This is a genomic window from Rhodospirillaceae bacterium (assembly GCA_018660465.1).
In the GTDB taxonomy this organism is placed as follows: domain Bacteria; phylum Pseudomonadota; class Alphaproteobacteria; order Rhodospirillales; family JABJKH01; genus JABJKH01.
On sequence record JABJKH010000039.1, the window covers coordinates 1 to 17,344 of the forward strand.

The 17,344-nt window shown below is 48.9% G+C and carries 16 protein-coding genes and 1 pseudogene; 14 read left to right on the plus strand and 3 right to left on the minus strand.

What is annotated here, in order from left to right; translation table 11 throughout:
• The 7 genes from HOM51_06520 to HOM51_06550 all read left to right on the plus strand — a co-directional run.
• Positions 1–231, plus strand: a 231-nt coding sequence (locus HOM51_06520) for a protoheme IX farnesyltransferase (protein MBT5034160.1), incomplete at its 5' end; no start/stop codon positions are given.
• A 144-nt stretch (positions 232–375) separates the two neighbouring features.
• Positions 376–555: a hypothetical protein gene (locus tag HOM51_06525; protein ID MBT5034161.1), complete on the plus strand. Its 180-nt coding sequence runs from the start codon at positions 376–378 to the stop codon at positions 553–555.
• 15 nt (positions 556–570) lie between these two features.
• Entirely contained in the window at positions 571–1,113 is a 543-nt protein-coding gene (locus HOM51_06530; GenBank protein ID MBT5034162.1) for a cytochrome C oxidase subunit II, read from the plus strand.
• Positions 1,114–1,125: 12 nt separating this feature from the next.
• Positions 1,126–2,814: a cytochrome C oxidase subunit I gene (locus HOM51_06535; protein ID MBT5034163.1), complete on the plus strand. Its 1,689-nt coding sequence runs from the start codon at positions 1,126–1,128 to the stop codon at positions 2,812–2,814.
• Between the two features lie 56 nt (positions 2,815–2,870).
• Positions 2,871–3,707 (plus strand): SCO family protein, encoded by an 837-nt coding sequence (locus tag HOM51_06540; GenBank protein MBT5034164.1) that lies wholly within the window; start codon positions 2,871–2,873, stop codon positions 3,705–3,707.
• Between the two features lie 69 nt (positions 3,708–3,776).
• Complete coding sequence (locus HOM51_06545; GenBank protein MBT5034165.1) at positions 3,777–5,351, plus strand: hydrogenase iron-sulfur subunit; 1,575 nt, start codon at positions 3,777–3,779, stop codon at positions 5,349–5,351.
• On the plus strand, positions 5,348–6,070 hold the full coding sequence (locus HOM51_06550; protein ID MBT5034166.1) for a hypothetical protein: 723 nt from the start codon (positions 5,348–5,350) through the stop codon (positions 6,068–6,070). The genes HOM51_06545 and HOM51_06550 overlap by 4 nt, the downstream gene beginning before the upstream one ends.
• A 31-nt stretch (positions 6,071–6,101) precedes the next feature.
• On the opposite strand, the gene HOM51_06555 is transcribed toward HOM51_06550, so the two are convergent.
• Positions 6,102–6,497: a bacteriohemerythrin gene (locus HOM51_06555; protein MBT5034167.1), complete on the minus strand. Its 396-nt coding sequence runs from the start codon at positions 6,495–6,497 to the stop codon at positions 6,102–6,104.
• A 511-nt stretch (positions 6,498–7,008) separates the two neighbouring features.
• On the opposite strand from HOM51_06555, the gene HOM51_06560 reads away from it, so the two are divergent.
• From HOM51_06560 to HOM51_06580, 5 genes are all read left to right on the plus strand, one after another.
• Positions 7,009–7,923: a MurR/RpiR family transcriptional regulator gene (locus tag HOM51_06560; GenBank protein ID MBT5034168.1), complete on the plus strand. Its 915-nt coding sequence runs from the start codon at positions 7,009–7,011 to the stop codon at positions 7,921–7,923.
• On the plus strand, positions 7,920–9,299 hold the full coding sequence (locus tag HOM51_06565; protein MBT5034169.1) for an aspartate aminotransferase family protein: 1,380 nt from the start codon (positions 7,920–7,922) through the stop codon (positions 9,297–9,299). Before HOM51_06560 ends, HOM51_06565 begins: the two co-directional genes overlap by 4 nt.
• A 140-nt stretch (positions 9,300–9,439) precedes the next feature.
• Positions 9,440–10,420 (plus strand): TAXI family TRAP transporter solute-binding subunit, encoded by a 981-nt coding sequence (locus HOM51_06570; GenBank protein MBT5034170.1) that lies wholly within the window; start codon positions 9,440–9,442, stop codon positions 10,418–10,420.
• An 89-nt stretch (positions 10,421–10,509) separates the two neighbouring features.
• Positions 10,510–13,338 carry a TRAP transporter permease gene (locus tag HOM51_06575; GenBank protein MBT5034171.1) on the plus strand — a complete coding sequence of 943 codons (2,829 nt, stop codon included), beginning with the start codon at positions 10,510–10,512 and terminating at the stop codon, positions 13,336–13,338.
• Between the two features lie 15 nt (positions 13,339–13,353).
• Positions 13,354–13,782, plus strand: a complete 429-nt coding sequence (locus tag HOM51_06580; GenBank protein MBT5034172.1) for a universal stress protein — start codon at positions 13,354–13,356, stop codon at positions 13,780–13,782.
• Positions 13,783–14,044: 262 nt separating this feature from the next.
• On the opposite strand, the gene HOM51_06585 is transcribed toward HOM51_06580, so the two are convergent.
• Positions 14,045–15,298 (minus strand): MFS transporter, encoded by a 1,254-nt coding sequence (locus tag HOM51_06585; protein MBT5034173.1) that lies wholly within the window; start codon positions 15,296–15,298, stop codon positions 14,045–14,047.
• A 220-nt stretch (positions 15,299–15,518) separates the two neighbouring features.
• Here HOM51_06585 and HOM51_06590 point away from each other — a divergent pair.
• Positions 15,519–15,730, plus strand: a pseudogene (locus HOM51_06590) (IS30 family transposase).
• Positions 15,731–15,773: 43 nt separating this feature from the next.
• On the plus strand, positions 15,774–16,142 hold the full coding sequence (locus tag HOM51_06595) for a hypothetical protein (protein ID MBT5034174.1): 369 nt from the start codon (positions 15,774–15,776) through the stop codon (positions 16,140–16,142).
• A 571-nt stretch (positions 16,143–16,713) separates the two neighbouring features.
• Here the strand turns inward: HOM51_06595 and HOM51_06600 are convergent.
• A partial coding sequence (locus HOM51_06600) for a hypothetical protein (GenBank protein ID MBT5034175.1) occupies positions 16,714–17,344 on the minus strand: 631 nt, incomplete at its 5' end.

The following is a 17,344-nucleotide window of genomic DNA, read 5'->3' on the forward strand; positions in this document are numbered from 1 at the left end:
CCCTTGACCTTGGCCCCTGTCTTCACAGGCATGGCCGGGGCGATTTATGGTACGGCGGCAATCCTTCTCGGCATTGGCCTGATGCGCCATTCCATCCGCGTTTGGCGCATGGATGACCGCACCGATGATCCCGCATCCAAGGCACGACCGATGTTCTTCTTCACGATCTTTTATCTGTTCCTGATCTTCGTCGCTCTGATGATTGATAAAGCCGCACAGCCTTGGCTCTAGATCAAAAAATTTTTCTCAAATTTCAAAAATTCCAATTAGCATAATTGACTTCGGTCAAGGATCAGCTCCCGACTCTGTGGCCCACTTCAGGCTGCCGGTTTGTCCATTCGCATCGAGTGGAAAATGATGAGAGGAAAAATGCCCATGGCTGATACTGATACGAATACTACAGGTCCGGATGAGAACGACGATGAGCACATCCCGTTCATGCAACAAATTTTGGATAATCCATTTCTACTCCTTTTTATGGGGGTCACGTTCCCAACGGTGTTCTACATCCTTTGGGGTGTAATGGAGATTACAAGCATACCTCTCGCGCAATAATTAAAGGAATCTTTCATGTCTATTTTCCCTCCTGAAAAGAGAGTTTGGTGGAATGAACCTATCGAACGCTCAGAAGTTCTTTGGATAACCATTGCACTGGTTTGGTGTCTCATCATGTTCTTCATGATGCCGTACTGGCATATCGCGGGTAACCAAAATCTATCCAACGAGGCCTATAAAGTTGTACCAGAGGTGTACGCTCAAAAAACTGAAGCGTTCGCTAAGAAATATACGGTTCGGACAGAACCTAAAACAGATATCCCAGTTGTTCGCCCCCCTGCTGGCAGTGACATTTATATGCTGGCTCGGTTATGGGAGTGGTGGCCAATACTGGAATTAGAAAAAGGGAAATCTTACAGGCTGCATTTATCGTCTCTTGATTGGCAGCATGGGTTCTCTCTGTTGCCCGAAAATATCAATCTTCAAATCCATCCTGAATACGAAATGGTTGTAAAAATAACACCAAATTCTTCGGGTACCTTTGGGGTTATTTGCAATGAATTCTGCGGCATCGGCCATCACACTATGGCGGGTAAAATGTATGTGGTCGATAAGTAGGGGTATGGAATAATGGCAAACGCACAATTCAGAATATGTCCTGATACAGGATTTAAAATTTGTTTGCAGGCTGACAAGTTGATCAAATGGAACGCTGTGACCGCAGTGGTTTTCCTTTTGATCGGCGGCCTGTTTGGTATCTCCGTCGCTCTTACCAGATGGCCGGCAGTTCACTTACTGCCCGCTGATTTGTTTTATATGGCGCTGACGGCGCATGGTCTTGATGTTCTTTTAGTCTGGATCATCTTCTTCGAAATTGCCCTGCTGTATTTTTGTTCGGCGGTGCTTTTAAATTGTCGACTCGCGGCACCTAAAGTCGCATGGGTTGCGTATTGGATGATGTTCATCGGCGCACTTGTGACCAACGTTGCCGTTCTGCGGGGCGACTCAAGCGTCATGTTTACATCATATGTTCCGATGCAGGCGGCACCCGATTTCTATCTCGGGATCATCGTATTTGCCGTTGGTGCACTGTTGGGAACTTTTGTATTTTTTGGCACCTTGGTGATCGCCCGCCAGGAGCGAACATATAAAGGATCGGTTCCACTTGTGGTATTTGGTGCGACGGTGGCGGGGGTCATTGCGGTCTTCACCATTGCCGCCGGGGCAATTATTTTAGTCCCGACTCTGTTCTGGTCGGTCGGCTACATCGGTCACATAGACACCCTTATGTACAAGGTTATCTGGTGGGCAATGGGCCATTCATCGCAGCAGATTAACGTCGTTGCGCAGATTGCAATCTGGTACGCGTTAGCGGCGATTTTATTCAACGCTAAACCGCTGTCGGAAAAAGTCAGCCGTACGGCCTTTCTGCTCTACATTCTTTTCCTGCAACTCGCCAGTGTGCACCATCTATTGGTGGAACCGGGACTAAGCTCCGAATACAAAATCTTCAACACCAGCTACGCTTTATATCTGGCGGTATTGGGCAGCATGATCCACGGACTAACGGTACCGGGTGCAGTCGAAGCAGCGCAGCGCAAGAAAGGCTATAATAAGGGCCTGTTCGAATGGTTGCGTAAGGCACCGTGGGGCAATCCCGTATTTTCAGCCTTTGCCTTATCGGTTGTGTTGTTCGGGTTCTTGGGCGGCATTACGGGTGTCATGATGGGGACAGAACAGCTCAACATCATCGTCCATAACACGCTCTATGTTCCGGGTCACTTCCACGGCACCGTGGTTGTGGGGACGACCTTGGCGTTTATGGCCATGTCCTACTGGCTGGTGCCGACACTGTGGCAGAAAGAATTATTCCTGCCAGGCTTGGCAAAATGGCAGCCCTATATGTTTGGGCTCGGCATGGCGGCAGTTTCGACCTTCATGATGGGGGCCGGAACACTTGGCGTGCCGCGCCGACATTGGGATATGGGGTTCGCTGACGCGACGATGGGGTATGACTTCCCCGCAGCGGCCTATCTGATGATGGGTCTGAATGGGGTAGCGGCTCTTATCGCCGGTGTCGGTGGCTTCATCTTTATCCTCAACATGGTCGGCACGATCCTTTGGGGTAAGCCCAAGGTTGCCAAGGCTCCGGAACCGGCAGCAGAACCTATTGCTGCGGGACCAGTCGCCAGTTACGGCGGTGCCGGTACGATGGAAGTTCCAGGTACTTTCATGTTAGCAATGATCTTCCTGGCTTCGTTCATTCTCTACTACTTCGTCAATTGGAAGTATCTGGCGAGTGTATGGGGTTTGGCTTAGATAGACCTGGGCGGGCGGTCCTTCAGGGGCCGCCCGCTGGTTTATATTGAAAAATTATGAAACCTATAATTTTAATCCGCGTATTTGCTAATGTGATCCTGGCAATAGGTTTCGGCCTAAGTTTCATTTCATTCGCCCAGGCGCAAACCGAAACAGCCAAATCTCCCGAAGAGGCCCTCGCCATCAGTCAAGCCGCTATTGGCCGTGCTGTTGGTGATTTCCAATTTCAAGATCGCAAAGGTAAGGCTGTAAAATTATCGGACTTTCGGGGCAAACCCCTTGTCGTCAATATGATCTACACCAGTTGTCTCAACACGTGTCCTGTCATTACAGAAACACTTTTGGACGCCTCAGAGGCTGCTTTCGATATATTGGGGGACACCGCATTTAACGTCATCACAATCGGCTTTGATGCTGGCGTTGATGGGCTCAAGCGCATGGCCTATTACGCCAAGCAAAGGGGGGTAAGCCGATCAAATTGGAAATTCTTAAGCGGTGACCTCGCCGACATCGTCGGGGTTTCGGACGCCCTGGGGTTCGTTTATTTTCGCTCAGCGAAGGGGTTTGATCATTTGTCACAGGTAACAGTGCTGGATAAAGACGGCACTGTTTATCGCCAAATTTACGGTGAAAATTTTGACGTGCCGCAGCTCGTCGAACCTATGAAGGAACTGATATTTGGAACCTCAGCCCCTTACGCCAGTCTCGATGATCTGGTAAAAAAGATACGGCTTTTTTGTACCATCTATGATCCTCTATTGGGACGGTACCGCTTCGATTACGGCCTGTTTATTCGTATCGGTGTGGGGATCGTCTTTATCTTTATCCTCGGCACCTTTGTCGTTCGTGAATGGCGGCGGGGCGGACCACCCACACCCAATAGGTCCGTTTAATAGGTTGATCACTCATTACAATCAAAGCGAATTATCTTTCCTTCAACCGTTTGAGGAGAGATGGTTCCGATGTGCGGAAGTTTGGAGGATAATTTGATAAGGCGGGTGCTGCAAAATCGTCTCAGCGATGTGGAAGCGCTTTTTGACCGCGCCTTTGGACCGTCGTGGAATCCCTTTCTCCAGTTGGGCACGCTGGCCTTTTTCTTTTTCTGGATTGCCGCAGTCAGCGGAATCTACCTCTTTATATTTTTCGAGACCTCAGCGGTCGGGGCGTATCAATCCATTGAACACATGACCCACGCTCAGTGGTATTACAGCGGTATCATCCGAAGTCTGCACAGATATTCCTCTGATGCCATGGTGGTAACAGCCGTTTTGCATCTCGGCCGCGAATTCATTCTTGATCGGTATCGCGGCGTGCGGTGGTTCTCTTGGTTTACCGGTGTGCCGGTGCTCTGGTTTTTATACATGTCAGGTATCGGTGGCTATTGGCTGGTCTGGGATAAGCTCGCTCAGTATGTCGCCGTCGCCTCCATGGAGTGGCTGGACTGGTTGGGGATATTTGGCGAGCCGGTGGCTGCGAACTTTCTAACTCGGGGAAGTTTGGACGACCGCTTTTTCACGCTCCTTGTTTTCTTGCATATCTTTGTTCCATTGGTTCTTTTGTTCCTGATGTGGGTGCATATTCTTCGGATTGGACGTCCGAAGGTGAATCCTAAGCGCGGCCTGGCGATTGGCAGCTTAAGCGCGCTTGTAATTCTGTCGGTCTTTTTTCCAGCGCTCAGCCAGGGCGAGGCCGACCTGGGAGTCGTGCCCACTGATCTTGGCCTCGATTGGTTCTTTTTATTCCCCTATCCACTTTACGATAAGTGGGGGGCTGGTGCGCTTTGGGCAATTACAGTCGGCGTATCGTTGCTATTGCTCGCAATGCCATGGCTGCCACGTGCACGCCCCCCTAAACCGGCGCAAGTCTATTTAGAAAAATGCAATGGCTGTGCGCGGTGTTACGAAGATTGTCCCTATGGCGCTGTCAGCATGCGGCCCCGAACCGACGGTCTGCCATTCGAACAAGAAGCGTATGTAAATTCCGATCTGTGTACGCGATGCGGTATTTGTGTTGGAGCCTGCCCGGTTTCCACCCCCTTCCGTCGGGAGGAACAACTCGTCACCGGGATTGATCTGCCGGACTTTCCTCTTGCACAGCTCCGCACTGATACAGCGGCGGCTATTGCAGATTTGAATAAAAAAACGGTCCAGAGTCTGCCTCGACTTATTGCTTTCGGTTGTGATCACGGCCTCTCCACAGACCTTCTATCAAATGACGAGATGGTGGGAGTTCGTCTCCCGTGTATCGGTATGTTGCCGCCTTCATTTATAGACTACGCCGTCAGTGCCGAAGGGATTGACGGGGTTATCATGTCAGGGTGCCGTGACTGTAATTGCTTCCACCGATTTGGCATCAATTGGACCCAACAAAGAATAGCGGCGAAGCGGGACCCCTATCTTCGTCGTCGGGTACCTCGCGAGCGGCTACTCACGTTTTGGGGCGCACTTGGTGATGAAAAAAAGTTTCAGGCCACGGTTGAGGAATTCAGAACTGATCTTAAAAATATGGCTCAAAATTCGAACAAGGATTCAGAATGATGGATTCAGGTGGATTTCCCTATTACGTCCTTTTGCCGTTGGTTGTATTCGGTCCGCTGTTTGCCTGGATATTATATACATTAGGTATTGGCGAACTTTTCCGAACCCGAAAGGACGGCGATGTAACTCGTCTTCAAATAGAGGAAACTGAGCGTCTAAACCGTCGTCGGTTATATGCCAAGGGTGGCGGGACAGAAGTTGAAACGGAAAAGACGGGACGAAGATCGATCAGTGCTTTGCTCGGTCAGAGCGTGGCATATTTAGCGTTCATCATTTTTGTCGGTGCCTTATCAGTCTGGCCCAGCTACCGGCCGATCGCACCAGGCCTTGCTCTTATTAAACTCAGCTTTAGTCATCCGGGACAGCGTAAAGTTGCCTGCCAAAAGAGAAGTCGAAAAGAGCTGGCAAAACTAGCCGCTAATATGCGCACAGCCCTGTCATGCCCGCGAGAACGTTGGCCTGTTAGGATCGATCTTCGCCTTGACGGCAAGCCTTTGTATAAAGGCTCTGCTTCTCCCGCTGGATTGTCGAGCGATGGCGCATCTGCATTCTACCAAACATTTCCAATACCGGTTGGCAGGCACCGGTTAACAGTCCGGATGAGCGATGATGGCGATACTGAGAAATTTGCATACACCCATGATAAAATCATTGATCTTTCAGGCGCTCAAATTGTGGTAGTCGGTTTCAACACGAACAAAGGGCTTTTTGTAAAGTAGAAAAATTCGTTATTCAGCGTGCGCAGGTTAATTACTTCTTCAATGAGTGAAAGTCTCGATCCAAGGTTCCAAAGTGCTGGCCGAACCAATCGCCGACCCGTTCAGCCAGCAGATGCTCATAATCAGCGTCGTGTCGATGACCCACTGAATTCATGATGTCACGAATGTCTTCCAATAATTGGTCGTGATCACGCTTATGGCGCGGATATTCGGCATAGCCATAGTCACGCATGATTTTTTCTTCCAACGCAAAATGCGCCTCAATCATGGCGTGGATTTCTGCTAGAAATGTATATGTTTTATCATCGCTGCAGCCCTCAGATATGCGCTCACAAACAGCGTTTATTTCATTGATCAATTTTTCATGCTCAAAATCAATCGACTCGATACCGGTTTTATATGAGTCATTCCATGTAACCAATGTCATACAAGTTCTCCAAGTTCAGACTGGTATTGTACAGCAGGCAAAATCAACATGCACCTACCCGAGAGAAAGTAGTTGTTCGCCAGTAGTGATCCTTTTCCCAAAAATTGAAGCAAGGTCTAAGGCTACCCAGCATAAATTTTTTTATGCGAAATCTACAGTTTCGCTTATTCATATTTGATGTCCGCTTGTAGGGGGCAGAGCAACTCAAGTTATAACGGGCGCGTTGGGAGGAGCGATGATTACACGACAGCGGACGGTAGCATAGCACTCTGGGAACCTTTCTGGATGTTTGCGGACAAGGCGAAAAATTTAGGGAATAGGAATTATTCCGACTAAATCGACAAGGAACAGATAATCACTGAGAAGAAATTTTATAATGACACAAATGATTTAAAATTTCATTTAATAAATCATTTGTTGCACAGGTAATTTTTGCCCTATAGGCTCATGGTTGAAGTCCATTAACGGATCAAACCGCGGATCGGATTATATCAATGTGTGGATGGGGCGCATGAACGAGACATCAAGATTGACAGCCCGGTTGGAAAAGGTTTTTCCATCGCTTAGCCCGCAACTCAGATTGGCAGCACGGTATGTTCTGGATGCGCCGGACGATGTAGCGCTTAATTCCATGCGGACCGTCGCAGCGCATGCGGGGATACAACCATCGACACTTGTCCGTCTGGCTCGGGAACTTGATTTTTCCGGCTATGCAGAATTCCGAAAACCCTTTCAACAACGCTTACGCACCCACGGAGACCGCTACGTTGATCGCGCTCGAACTTTGCAGACACGGGGTGATGATCAGGACAAGTCGCACGGATCTGACCTGCTGCAAGAAATTGTGCAAAACGGAAACCTAAATTTACAGAATACTTTTTTATCCACGTCAGACGCTGACCTTTCCGAGCTTGCGACGTTGCTGGATCAGGCGCGACGGATCTATGTGGTTGGCATGCGTAAATGCTACCCTATCGCATACTATCTGCATTACGCCTTTCGCATGTTTAAAAATAATGTCGTTTTGGCCAATGGTGTCGCAGCAACCGTGGCGGACGATTTGGCTGACCTGCAAAAGGGAGATGTCCTAATCGCCATTGGGTTTGATGCCTATACACGGGGCACCGTTCGGGCTGCACATCATGGCATTTCGGTCGGAGCTGACGTCGTCGCGATGACGGACAGCCCCTTATCCCCTCTGGCACAGGGAGCCAGAAAATCATTTGTTGTCGCAAATGATAGTCCGTCATTTTTCCGTTCCCTGGCCGCCGCCATGGCACTGGCCGAAGCAATTGTCGCCTATCTTGTAGCAGAAGGCGGTGAGCAAGCTGTGGACCGACTGAAGCAAACAGAAGATCACTTAGAGAAGTTCGGGACTTATTGGAATTCTGGTGACGGTCCTGGTTTGTCGGACGGAGTATACTGATGGGGCATGTGTTTCATCGCCAGACCCTGACGGAACTCCCCGTCGCTGTGCGCGGGGAGGGCATCTGGATTTACGACGCCGACGGCAACAAGTATCTGGACGGATCCGGCGGTGCCGCGGTTTCTGTGCTAGGCCATTCTGACATGAATGTACGTCATGCGATGCAAAGTCAGATGGATAAACTTGCCTTTGCTCACAGTGGTTTTTTTACGACGGAAGCGATGGAAACGCTGGCTGATAAGCTGACCGCAAAGGCGCCTGGAAATCTCGATCAGGTTTATTTCCTTTCGGGTGGATCAGAGGCCATAGAATCGGCACTGAAACTGGCACGGCAATATTTTCTTGAAATCGGGCAACCCGAACGGCGGCATTTCATTGCTAGACGCCAAAGCTTCCATGGCAACACCTTGGGAGCTTTATCGGTCGGGGGAAACCAATTCCGACGTGTGCCTTATGAGCCACTATTAATGGATGTGGACCACATTTCGCCCTGTCATGCGTGGCGAGGACAGCATACTTCGGAAACAGAAATCGATTATGGCAATCGGGTCGCTGACGAGTTAGAGGCTTCAATCATCGCACGGGGGCCAGAGACCGTAGCTGGTTTCTTTGCAGAACCCGTTGTCGGCGCGACCTTGGGGGCGGCAACGGCGGTGCCCGGGTATTTCAAACGCATTCGGGAAATTTGTGACCGCTATGGGGTTTTATTAATCCTGGACGAAGTAATGTGTGGTATGGGCCGAACCGGCACGATGTTCGCTTGTGAACAAGAAGATATCCAGCCCGACATGATCGCCATCGCCAAAGGTCTGGGGGCGGGATACCAGCCCATCGGGGCGTTATTAGTCACGGACGCTATCTATCATGCAATTCAAACAGGGTCTGGGGCATTCCAACACAGTCATACCTATATGGGGCATGCGGTCGCCTGCGCCGCGGCTCTGGCCGTACAAGACACCATTGAGGACCAAGATTTACTAACTGCCGTTGTCGACCGGGGGAGGGACCTTGATGATGCCCTGGTTGGGCGGTTTGGCAATCATCGCTTTGTCGGACACATCCGCGGGCGTGGGTTATTTCGAGCAATCGAAATTGTCGCCAACAGAGAGACCAAAGCACCCTTCGATCCTAATTTAAAAATACATGCTGCAATTAAAGCTGCTGCCATGGCGCGCGGTTTGATGTGCTATCCTATGGGCGGTACGATTGATGGCGTTCACGGAGACCATGTTTTGCTGGCCCCTCCGTATATCGTTCGTAAAGAAGATATTGAAGATTTAACAGATCGTCTTTCAGATGCGGTTGAAGCCGTGACAAGCGAGCTTTCGCCGGAGCAGGCAGCAACGAATTGGCAGGCACGGGGAGCAGCCGCATAAAATTTAGATGAGATTTTAGTTGAACGATCAGGGGAGACTGTCGCACCCTGTTTATTCTGATGATTTCAAAACGTGTTTGGATATCGTTGTGGGATGATCAAAGTTATACCAAGGCGACAACAAACCCCAGGGAGGGAAAAATGGAACTGACTAGACTATACAAAAATGCAGCTATCGCGACCGTGTTTGGATTTGGTGTGATGGCTCTTGCTCCGACAGCTCAAGCTGAAAAGTTCATCACCATCGGTACCGGCGGACAAACCGGCGTTTATTACCAGGTCGGCGGTGCGATCTGTAAATTGGTGAACAGACGAACCAAAAAGCACGACATCAAATGTACTCATACAACCGGTGGCTCAACGAAAAATATCAATGGTATCCGCGCCGGAAACCTCAACATGGGTGTGGCACAATCTGACTGGCAATACCATGGTTACCATGGCACGGCACCGAAGCAATTCCCCAAAGGCGCCTTCAAGGCTTTGCGGGCTGTGTTCTCCGTACACCCAGAGCCCTTCACCGTTGTTGCCCGTGCTGACAGCGGCATCAAATCCTTTGATGATCTAAAAGGAAAACGCGTCAACGTCGGCGACCCGGGTTCAGGACAGCGTGGCACGATGGAAGTTCTGATGGGAAAAATGGGCTGGAAAATGTCCGACTTTGCCTTAGCTTCGGAACTAAAATCTTCCGAACAATCCGCTGCCCTTTGCGATAACAAAGTTGATGCCATGGTATTCACTGTGGGTCATCCGAATGGTTCTATTAAAGAAGCCAGCACGTCGTGCGATTCAGTCATCGTCAAAGTCGACAATGCTGTTGTTCGGAAACTTGCATCCGACAACGATTACTATGCAATGGCGACCATTCCGGGCGGCATGTATAAAGGGACACCCAAAGACGTCACAACATTTGGCGTTGGCGCTACATTTGTCTCGTCAACGGCGACAAGTGCCGATACGGTTTATCAAATCGTTAAAGCCGTCTTTGACAACATCAAACGCTTCCGCAAGATGCACCCAGCGTTTGCTCATCTAAAGCCGAAGCATATGATCGTCAACAATCTGTCGGCACCGCTTCATGAAGGTGCCTTACGGTACTATAAAGAAAAAGGCTGGAAGTAGGCCTGAACAATTTGGGGCAGTGGATCAAACCACTGCCCCTTCTTTTTTGATTATCTGTTCAAATTTCTAAGACTAAGTGGGGACACGCTATGAGCAGTGAGGAACAAACAACCGGACCAATGAGCTCGGATGAGCTTGATGACCTGGTTGCGTCAACCGATACTGGCGGGCGCGCACCCGACAATGCAAATATTGTTAAATTCCTCGCCGCGACTGCGCTGATCTGGTCGATCTGGCAAGTTTGGATTGCATCTCCTTTTCCCTTCATACTGCACTGGGGTGTTTTTTCGGGCAAAGAAGCCCGACCTATCCATCTTTCTTTTTCAATCTTACTGACTTTCTTGGCCTATCCGGCTTTCAAGAGTTCGCCGCGAAATACGATACCGCTGATCGATTGGGTTCTGGCGATCGTTGGCATCATTGCGACGATGTATCTCTTCGTTTTCGACAGTGTCCTCATTGATAGTTTGCTGGGCTCCAGATTATCAGACCGCCCTGGAAACCCAAATACGCTCGACATCGTCATGGCGTGTATTGGTATTGTGATATTAATGGAAGCCACGCGCCGGGCACTGGGGCCCCCCTTGATGGTGGTCGCAACAGTGTTTCTTGGCTATACGTTTTTAGGGCCCTATGCTCCTGGAATTCTGGCCTGGAAAGGTGCCAGCTTCGGAGCTGTTGCAGATCATCAATGGTTATCGTCTGAGGGTGTCTTCGGCATTGCCCTAGGTGTTTCCACCGGCCTCGTTTTTCTGTTTGTATTGTTTGGCGCCCTGCTCGATAAGGCGGGGGCCGGCAACTATTTCATCAAAGTCGCGTTCTCTCTTATGGGACACATGCGAGGCGGACCAGCAAAGGCGGCTGTTGTCGCCTCCGGCATGACGGGTCTAATTTCTGGATCGTCCATCGCCAACGTGGTTACAACGGGCACGTTCACCATTCCAATGATGAAGCGGGTCGGCTTTTCCGCTGAAAAAAGCGGCGCTGTTGAAGTTGCGTCATCGGTCAATGGCCAGATTATGCCGCCCGTCATGGGTGCCGCCGCTTTCTTAATGGTCGAATACGTCGATATCAGTTATTTCGCTGTGGTCAAACACGCCTTCGTGCCCGCCATCATTTCCTACATCGCTCTCGTTTATATCGTGCATCTGGAAGCCATGAAGATGGACATGCAGGGTCTGCCCCGGGCGGTAGAACCAAAGCCGACTAAAATAGCTTTGATGTCATTTGGCATCACCCTTGCTGCCATTCTCGCTATGGGGGGCGGGTTGTATTATTTGTCCGAAGCTTTTGATTTGCTCGGCAGTAACATGAATCGCGTGTTGGTGATCGCGGCTCTGGTCTTACTGGAATTTGGACTCCTAAATTCGGTCCATAAGAAAGCGCATCCAGGCACACGGGAGAAACTCCTCTCAACAGGCGCGATTGTCCTTTGCAATATCGTTATTGGCGCATTTGGAACGTTCTACGCCATTAATTTAGTACGGGATCTATTCGGCGCACAGTTAACGCCTTGGATTGCCGGGGCGTGCATTCTTGGGCTTTACGTTTGGTTGGTTTCGAAATGCGCATCTTTCCCTGACTTGGTTATTGATGATCCAAATTCACCGATCATAGACCTGCCCGAACCGAAGCCAACAATCATGGCTGGATTGCACTTCTTGTTACCGGTCGGTGTTCTGATTTGGTGCCTGATGATCGAACGGTTGTCACCGGAGTTATCCGCCTTCTGGGCTGTCATCTTGATGGTCTTTATTCTGCTGACTCAACGCATGTTGTTTGCAATGTTTCGCAAGGAATCCGCCGACGGAAAAATTGCGCAGGGATTTTCAGAGTTAATCGATGGCATGATTTTCGGTGCCCGGAATATGATCGGTATTGGCATCGCCACTGCAGCAGCCGGGATTATCGTTGGCACCGTTTCACAAACCGGCGTCGGTCTGGTGCTGGCTGAGTTGGTTGAGTTCCTGGCACAAGGGCAAATTCTGCTGATCTTAATTTTTACGGCTATCCTGAGCTTAATCCTGGGCATGGGATTGCCCACGACGGCAAACTACATTGTTGTATCGTCTTTATTGGCACCTGTAATCGTCAGCCTTGGCCAGCAGAACGGCCTGATCGTCCCCTTGATCGCCGTGCATCTTTTTGTCTTCTATTTCGGCATCATGGCGGACGTCACACCCCCTGTTGGACTGGCGTCATTTGCGGCGGCGGCAGTTTCTGGCGGAGACCCTATTCGCACCGGTGTTGTTGCCTTTGTCTATAGCTTGCGGACAGCCCTGCTTCCGTTCCTGTTTATCTTCAATACGGAATTATTATTGATCGATGTAAGCATTACGCAGGGAGCGGTCGTGTTTGTAATTGCGACCGCGGCGATACTTTTGTTCACCGCAGGGACACAAGGATACTTCATTGTGCGGTCGAAGCTGTGGGAATCGGTTTTGCTGGTTCTTGTCGCCTTTAGTCTTTTCCGACCAGGGTTCTGGATGGATATGATCGCGCCGCCATTTTCCGAAGAAAGCCCCACCGCTATTACTGAGGTGGTTGGTAAGGCCACTCCAGGCTCGGAAATTCGCCTGATTGTAAAAGGAGAAAATGAAGTCGGAGATCCGATGACATTTACCGCGTTGATGACTGTCGGGAATGAAGCAACAGGAGCAAAACGCATTGAAGCTTATGGCCTTGAATTATTGGTAAAAGATAAATCGGTCCTTATTGATGATGCGAAATTTGATAGTGCCGCTAAAAAAGCCGGATTGGATTTTGAGCAGAAAATTCTAACTGTCATGGCCCCTGTATCGCAGCCTCCAAAGCAGTTAATATTCATCCCTGCCTTGCTGCTGCTGGGTTTCATTATTGTCATGCAGCGTCGTCGTAGGGTTCTCCCGGGCACCACCGCAACCACCCCGACTAATTGATTGGAGAACAGGCACATGTTCAAACATATCCTTCTCGCCATTGATCTCGAACACGACAAAACTTGGCAAAAGTCACTGCCGACTGCGATAGAATATGCAGAAGCATTTGGATCAACGATCCATGCCATGGTGGTGGTGCCAGATTTTGGTATGAGCATCGTCAGCAACTTTTTCCCTAAAGATCACGAGAAGCAATCGCTCGATCTAGCCGTCGGCAAACTGCGTGAATGGGTCGCGGCCAACGTACCGGCAGGCATTCAAGTTCAGCATATCGTTGGCATCGGCTCACCCTATGAAGAAATTTTGCGGGTTGCGGGAGAAATCTCTGCGGACTTGATTGTCATGGGTTCGCATCGCCCAAGCATGGAGGACTATTTGCTAGGTCCGAATGCCGCCCGCGTTGTTCGCCATGCAAGTTGTTCCGTACTGGTTGTGCGCGACTAAAGAAAAAGCGTTTCGGCTATTACTCCAAATGTTACCACACAAAAGATTTCCTCCAAACGGCAACTCGATGGTTTAAAATCACAGCAACGAGTAGCGGCAATCAGAAGCTATAAAATGATTTTCTAAACGTTCGCTAATGGCCGAGGCGATCGTTAGCGACAACTATAATTTACGTCCGCCAACAGGGAGCCAAGCAGATGTGAATTGATACCCGCGAAAACTTCCGAACTTGAACCAAAACGGCCCTTCCCTAGGGGCACCTTTAAGAGGCTTTCTTCAATGGTTCCTGGCTATGGGTGTACTGTGAAATTTTCGCCAATAATCCGGTTACAAAAATAATTCCAATGCTTAAATAGCTGATTTCTAAAATCCCAAATTTAGCATCGAATAACAAACCGAATACCCAAGGGGATAGGGCGCTGGCAAATACATTTAAGGCTTTTGTGAACGACTTGATCGCCCCTAAATGGGTTGTTCCATAAAGTTCCGGCCAAATCGCGCCGGAAACTGCAAAGGCAGCACCCCAACTGCAGCCCATGAAGATCAAAAACACAAAACTAAATATCTCTGCCTGAAACATGTTCAGCACGACAAGTGCCACGGCTAAGGGAACAAGAATGAAGGGCAGTATGTTGACCGCGCGCCACTTATCCACCAAGGGTCCAAGTGCTAATGAGGTTAGAAACGTCGCGATGGCCAAGCCTGTAAAACCGCTGGCGAAAATTGACATGGACCATTCTTTGGCTTCAACGATTCTAACTTGATGAAAAATGACCCCTGTAAGCAAAAAGGACGGCGCGAGCGTTGCCGGTAAAATAAGATAGAAGCGTAATTCTCGGATCATTGATCGGACCGTGTAGTCGCCACTGCTTGGTCCTCTTAGGGATGATTCTTTGTGCTGCTTGATCAAATAATTTTCATGCCGAACTTTATGGCCTTTCAAAAGCCACAAGACCAACGGCACGAGAACAATCGCATAGACACCGCCGAGCAACGCCCAACTTTCGCTCCAGCCAAGCCAAGCGATGAGAACGACGCCCATCACCGGATAAATAGCGATGCCAATTGTATTGCCGAGACTGATAAAACCAATCGCCGTACCCCGCCGTTCCGTGAAATATCGTCCCATCGACGTTATGGCAGTGTGGTTCATTAATCCCTGGCCCATGAGACGCAGAAAGTAAAATGCAACGCCAAGCATGAACGCGGTCTCAACGATAGACGTGAACAATATGGCAGCGACAATTCCCGCACATACCAAGGCAGCATAAATGCGGAGATCAATCCGGTCGATAAACCGGCCGAGCCAAATCAAGCTCGCGGCGCTGGTAACAGTCGCCACCATATAGATGAATCCGAACTCTCCATCGCTCAAAGAAAAGTCGCGTCGAAACTCTCCCCCAAAGACAGAAATGAAATAGGTCTGTCCCGCACTAGAAAATAAATTAAGGACAATGCCAAATACCAGAAAGCGCCAGTTTTGGATAATGAAGTTGAAATAGTTCACCGGCGGCACGGCCTTTTAGCCTAGAGACTTCGAAGGTGTTTTAATTAAGCCGTATGAGAGCCATAGATCAAGGGATGTTCACTGATATAAATTTTAGGAACGTCTGCTTGTAGGGGTGTTTTCAATAGGTCGCCGCAACACTTTAGTCTTTATTGAATAGATGAAGTGTTTAGATAGAACGATGACCCCGGATATATTTTACGAGTAAACAGAAGTCTGAGATATGGGATCGCTGGCAACGGATGTTGACGTTTATTTTTGTGATTCGCAGTGTCCGTGGAAACGCGGTTTCAATGAGAACACCAATCGATTGCTCAGGCAGTACCTTCCCAAAGCGCCCTCAACAAGACAACTCGCCAGTTAAACGAACGGCCTCGCAAAACAATGAAATTTGAAACGCCAGCAGAGAGATTAAACGCATGTGTTGCGTCGATCAGTTGACATACGCCTTAAACGGATGTTTGCAATTAAAAAGGGGGGTAACATGGGATTATTTGATTTGTGGCGTGAGGCACGGGGTAGCGTTATGCGTCAAGAGCTTGAGGATATAATGTTGCGAGTCCGTAATGCGAATGAATCTGCAACGAGGGCTTACTTTAACAACATTTACCAGACAATTGGCCCATTAAAAGAAATGTATGGCAACGCTTCAACAGGAGAACGAAAAGCCCTGATGAAACAATCCCGAAAGTCGGCAGACCAAATGTGGAGTAGTGGTGATTGGCCTTCATCACTCGGCCTCGGTATAAGTCTTTTAAATGTCGAAAGTGAATACGTACCTGGGGATGAAGCAGCTTTTGTGAAGGTGGAAACGGACAAGATCATTGCGGAAGCGGCTGCAAAGTTTGAATAGATTAAGACCATTCCGTTGTGATCTTTAAAACTCTTAAACGTAAAAAAAATTCAACATAAATTGCAGTTTTCAAATTCCCGGCTTATTCAGTCTGGTTATTCAGTTTTGAGTATTCTTCATCATTCACAAATTTTTGTTCACCGCATACGCCTCTTATCACAGGAACTAATAGATACTTAGGGAAACCTCGAAGAAGTTCATGCGCGACCTCGTCCTCGGCAAGCCCGTCCGTTGCGAATTAAATGGCAAGAAGACTTATGACCGTCTCGTTGGCACCTGCTACGGCACCGTTTCCACACATAGCGGACATTAATTACCGGGAACCTCCAGTTATTGGGCAAGAAGCATTACAACGATTATCAGAAGGAGCCCTAAATTAATTACATATCCCACACTCAAACTAATGAGTCTCCGACGGGAAACGATAGCTGTGAAGGGCTGGATTTTTTCATGGATATCTCCCAGTGCTATGCACAATTTTTCTAGAGAATCCGCAGTTTGTTCGCTGAGTACGCGAGCGGTGCGGTGTTTCCCAATCTCTTCGACCAATACCTCGGCTTGTTTTTCGCAGTCAGCTAAGACCGTGTTGAGATTTGACGACATTTAGAAGTTCCTCCATCTGTTTAATTCCAATCGGCGCTCGAATGCGCTCCTCGACCTCCGGCTCACAACTGAGTGCGTCTATGACAGGCAAATATTCTAGCTTATAACGTGAGTATAGAGAGTCGAAAAATCCGTATATCAATATCTCCCAAACACTCTCATTTAAGTAAGAATCAATAATTTTGAGGTTATTAAAAAAACTAGTCAAAAATGTTACTTGCTGATCGAATGGTACAAGGTCCCTTAATTCGGTAACTAGTTGTTCAAACAGGAACTGTGATGATGGAGAAAGAGTTTTTTCTCTATATGTCATTGCTGATAAATTAATCGTAGCCCAATCGGCTCGAAATCGTTCATCAAGTAGACGGCGTGTTTCCCAGTACAAATGCTCCGCGTCGTCATACCCTTCAATCAATTGAACAATTTCATTGGCGGCTTCTACATCCAACTCCTTTTCACCAATCGCATCAAGTGGGTCCGAGAACTTCGGATGCCGGTCAAAAAATGCTCTCATGCGGCGGCGAATGGCTTCCGGCGAAAGGTCAGCGTCTCGGCAAAAAGTCACGATGGTACGGATGGATTCTTTACGTTGGTATGCG

Excerpts from the sequence above, each read along its gene's own strand:
- HOM51_06525 (MBT5034161.1), top strand. The coding sequence starts at position 376 with ATGGCTGATACTGATACGAATACTACAGGTCCGGATGAGAACGACGAT.
- HOM51_06530 (MBT5034162.1), top strand. The coding sequence starts at position 571 with ATGTCTATTTTCCCTCCTGAAAAGAGAGTTTGGTGGAATGAACCTATC.
- HOM51_06535 (MBT5034163.1), top strand. The coding sequence starts at position 1,126 with ATGGCAAACGCACAATTCAGAATATGTCCTGATACAGGATTTAAAATT.
- HOM51_06540 (MBT5034164.1), top strand. The coding sequence starts at position 2,871 with ATGAAACCTATAATTTTAATCCGCGTATTTGCTAATGTGATCCTGGCA.
- HOM51_06545 (MBT5034165.1), top strand. The coding sequence starts at position 3,777 with ATGTGCGGAAGTTTGGAGGATAATTTGATAAGGCGGGTGCTGCAAAAT.
- HOM51_06550 (MBT5034166.1), top strand. The coding sequence starts at position 5,348 with ATGATGGATTCAGGTGGATTTCCCTATTACGTCCTTTTGCCGTTGGTT.
- HOM51_06555 (MBT5034167.1), bottom strand. The coding sequence starts at position 6,497 with ATGACATTGGTTACATGGAATGACTCATATAAAACCGGTATCGAGTCG.
- HOM51_06560 (MBT5034168.1), top strand. The coding sequence starts at position 7,009 with ATGAACGAGACATCAAGATTGACAGCCCGGTTGGAAAAGGTTTTTCCA.
- HOM51_06570 (MBT5034170.1), top strand. The coding sequence starts at position 9,440 with ATGGAACTGACTAGACTATACAAAAATGCAGCTATCGCGACCGTGTTT.
- HOM51_06575 (MBT5034171.1), top strand. The coding sequence starts at position 10,510 with ATGAGCAGTGAGGAACAAACAACCGGACCAATGAGCTCGGATGAGCTT.
- HOM51_06580 (MBT5034172.1), top strand. The coding sequence starts at position 13,354 with ATGTTCAAACATATCCTTCTCGCCATTGATCTCGAACACGACAAAACT.
- HOM51_06595 (MBT5034174.1), top strand. The coding sequence starts at position 15,774 with ATGGGATTATTTGATTTGTGGCGTGAGGCACGGGGTAGCGTTATGCGT.